This is a genomic window from Streptomyces sp. SID14436, from assembly GCF_010548465.1.
In the GTDB taxonomy this organism is placed as follows: Bacteria; Actinomycetota; Actinomycetes; order Streptomycetales; family Streptomycetaceae; genus Streptomyces.
In genome coordinates this window covers 1-2,628 of the sequence record NZ_JAAGMD010000376.1, presented here as the reverse complement: position 1 = coordinate 2,628, position 2,628 = coordinate 1, and the positions used below count along the sequence as shown (strand labels likewise).

The following is a 2,628-nucleotide window of genomic DNA, read 5'->3' as shown; positions in this document are numbered from 1 at the left end:
CGGCCACCGCCGGGCGGGTGTCGTCGCCGCCGCGCGTGCAGGTCAGCAGCTTGCGGTGCGGGTCGCCCGAGCAGCGCACCCGCGTCACGGGCAGGTGGTCCGTCAGCAGGGCCAGGCGCGGTATCAGGGCGACACCGAGGCCGTGGGCGACGAGATGGGCGGTGACGTTCCAGTCCAGGGCGTGGTGGACGACGTCGGGAGTGAACCCGGCCGCCCCGCAGGCGGACATCACGTGCGGCCGGCAGGGGCTCTCCGGCACCGGCGCGATCCACTGCTCGCGGGCCGCCTCCGCGAGGTCGATCCGCTCCCGGCCTGCCAGGTGATGGCCGTCGGGGACCACCAGGTCGAAGCGGTCGTCGAGCAGCGGCTGCTGGTCGAACCGCTCGTCGCCCGGCGGCGGATTGCGCGGGGTGGCCTCCACGACCGCGAGGTCGGTGGCCCCCTCGAACAGCAGGTCGAAGCTCTCGGGCACGCCGGCCTCCTGGATGCGCACCGACAGCCGCGGATGCCGCCGGCCCAGCCGGGCCGCCATCGGCGCCAGCAGCACCGACACGGCGACCGGGAAGCCGGTCACCCGCAGCAGCCCGGCGGGGGCGCCGTGATCGGCCCGCAGGTCCCGCTCGGCCTGCTCCCAGCGCGCCTGGATGGCGTCGGCGTGCGCGAGCAGGCTCTCGGCGGCCGGGGTGAGCCGCACACCGCGCCCCTGCGGTTCGAGCAGGACCACGTCCAGTTCGCGCGCCAGCTGACGGATCTGCTGGGAGGCCGCGGACGGGGTGAAGTGCAGCGCGCGGGCGGCCGCGGTGACCGTGCCGTAGTGGGCGACCGCCCTCAGGACGTGCAGCCTGCGCAGATCAATCATGAAGGCCACGCTTCACGGTCAGGTCCGCAAAGTCAACCTGGACATGAAAGGACCGGGCGGCGCACCCTGGCTGTGTCGCGACGACCGGCCGTATCCGTGAAGGAAGAACAGTCAAGGAGCCGACATGACCAGCACGACCGGCAGCACGCGTGGGACGGGCACCCTCGGCACCGCCTGCCCGTTCTGCGGATGGCCCGACGGCGCCGAGCCGTTCCGGGTGGTGTCGCGTCACCTCACCGGGGCCGGCAGCACGCTGTGGACGCGCTGCGGCTGCGGTTCGCTCCAGGTCAGGGTCACCGACGACCGGGGCACGCGTATCGTCTCCCGCAGCAGGCCCGCGGACGCCGGAACCGGCCGTACGGGCCACTGAGAGCGGGCGGGACGGGGCCTCGGGTCCCGCCGCCCGCCGCACGGGCGGAGCGGATCGGGGCGGGCGGGTCCCGGGAGAGCGGGAGGCATGGGAGCGCAGCGGTACCCGTTGGCGGGCGTCACGGTGGTCAGTCTGGAGCAGGCCGTGGCCGCTCCCTACGCCACCCGCCAGCTCGCCGATCTCGGCGCCCGGGTGATCAAGGTGGAGCGGCCGGGCGGCGGCGACTTCGCCCGCCGCTACGACACCACCGTGCACGGTCAGTCCAGCTACTTCGTCTGGCTCAACCGCTCCAAGGAGTCCCTCACCCTCAACCTCAAGGACCCGCGGGGCCGGGACATCCTGCACCGGCTGCTCGACGACGCCGACGTCTTCGTGCACAACCTGGCGCCCGGTGCCGTCGACCGTCTCGGCCTGGGCACCGCCGACGTCACCCGGGACCGCCCCCGGCTGATCCCCTGCACCGTCTCCGGCTACGGCACCACCGGGCCGTGGGCCGACCGCAAGGCGTACGACCTGCTGGTGCAGTGCCAGACCGGGCTGGTGTCCCTGACCGGGACCGCGGAGGAGACCGCGCGGACGGGCATCTCGGTGGCCGACATCGCCGCCGGGATGTACGCGTACAGCGGTGTCCTCACCGCGCTCTACACCCGGGCGACCACGGGAGAGGCGCACCCGGTGGAGGTGTCCCTGCTCGAGGCGCTCGCCGAATGGATGGGCCAGCCCGCCTATTACACCCGGTACGGCGGCAGCCAGCCGCCCCGGCTGGGCACGCAGCACGCCACCATCGCCCCCTACGGGACGTTCCGCGCCGCCGACGGCCGCGAGGTGCTGTTCTCCATCCAGAACGAGCGCGAGTGGGCGGTGCTGTGCGCCGAGTTCCTGGGCAGCCCCGGCCTGACCGACGATCCCCGGTTCGCCACCGGCCCGGACCGGGTGGCGCACCGCGAGGAACTCAACGCGCTGATCGCCAAGCGCTGCGCCCGCTCCGACGCCGACGACCTGCTGAAGGACCTCGAGTCGATCGGCATCGCCTGCGCGGGGGTCAACGACGTCGCCGCCTTCCTCGACCACCCGGTGCTGGCCGCCCGGGACCGGTGGCGCGAGGTGGCGGTGCCGGGCGGCACGGTCGAGGCCCTGCTGCCGCCCGCCGACCTCGCGGACACACCGGCCCGCATGGACCCGGTCCCGGCGGTGGGCGAGCACACGGAGGCGATCCTGACGGGACTCGGTCACTCGGCCGAGTCGATCGGGCGGCTGCGCGCGGACGGGGTGGTCTGAGAGCCCGGCGGGACGGCCCGGGGGCCGGCAGGGCGGGGGGCGCCGTGGCCGAGGGTCCCCGCCGCGTCCGTCCGTCGGCGGGGCGCCCGGTCACCGGCGGGCCGATGTGACCTGCGGCCGT

General features: G+C 74.7%; 3 protein-coding genes. 2 read left to right on the top strand and 1 reads right to left on the bottom strand.

Annotated features, from left to right (window positions below):
• The coding region (locus G3I53_RS13225; RefSeq protein ID WP_164438371.1) for a LysR family transcriptional regulator at positions 1-859 on the bottom strand (859 nt) is incomplete at its 3' end.
• Between the two features lie 124 nt (positions 860-983).
• Here G3I53_RS13225 and G3I53_RS13220 point away from each other — a divergent pair.
• A complete protein-coding gene (locus tag G3I53_RS13220) occupies positions 984-1,229 on the top strand; it encodes a hypothetical protein (RefSeq protein ID WP_164336597.1) in 246 nt (81 codons plus the stop codon).
• An 87-nt stretch (positions 1,230-1,316) separates the two neighbouring features.
• A complete protein-coding gene (locus tag G3I53_RS13215; RefSeq protein ID WP_164336595.1) occupies positions 1,317-2,507 on the top strand; it encodes a CaiB/BaiF CoA-transferase family protein in 1,191 nt (396 codons plus the stop codon).
• Positions 2,508-2,628: the final 121 nt, after the last annotated feature.

What these genes read in the sequence shown, in the direction of transcription:
- G3I53_RS13220 (WP_164336597.1), top strand. Translation starts at nt 984, where the DNA reads ATGACCAGCACGACCGGCAGCACGCGTGGGACGGGCACCCTCGGCACC.
- G3I53_RS13215 (WP_164336595.1), top strand. Translation starts at nt 1,317, where the DNA reads ATGGGAGCGCAGCGGTACCCGTTGGCGGGCGTCACGGTGGTCAGTCTG.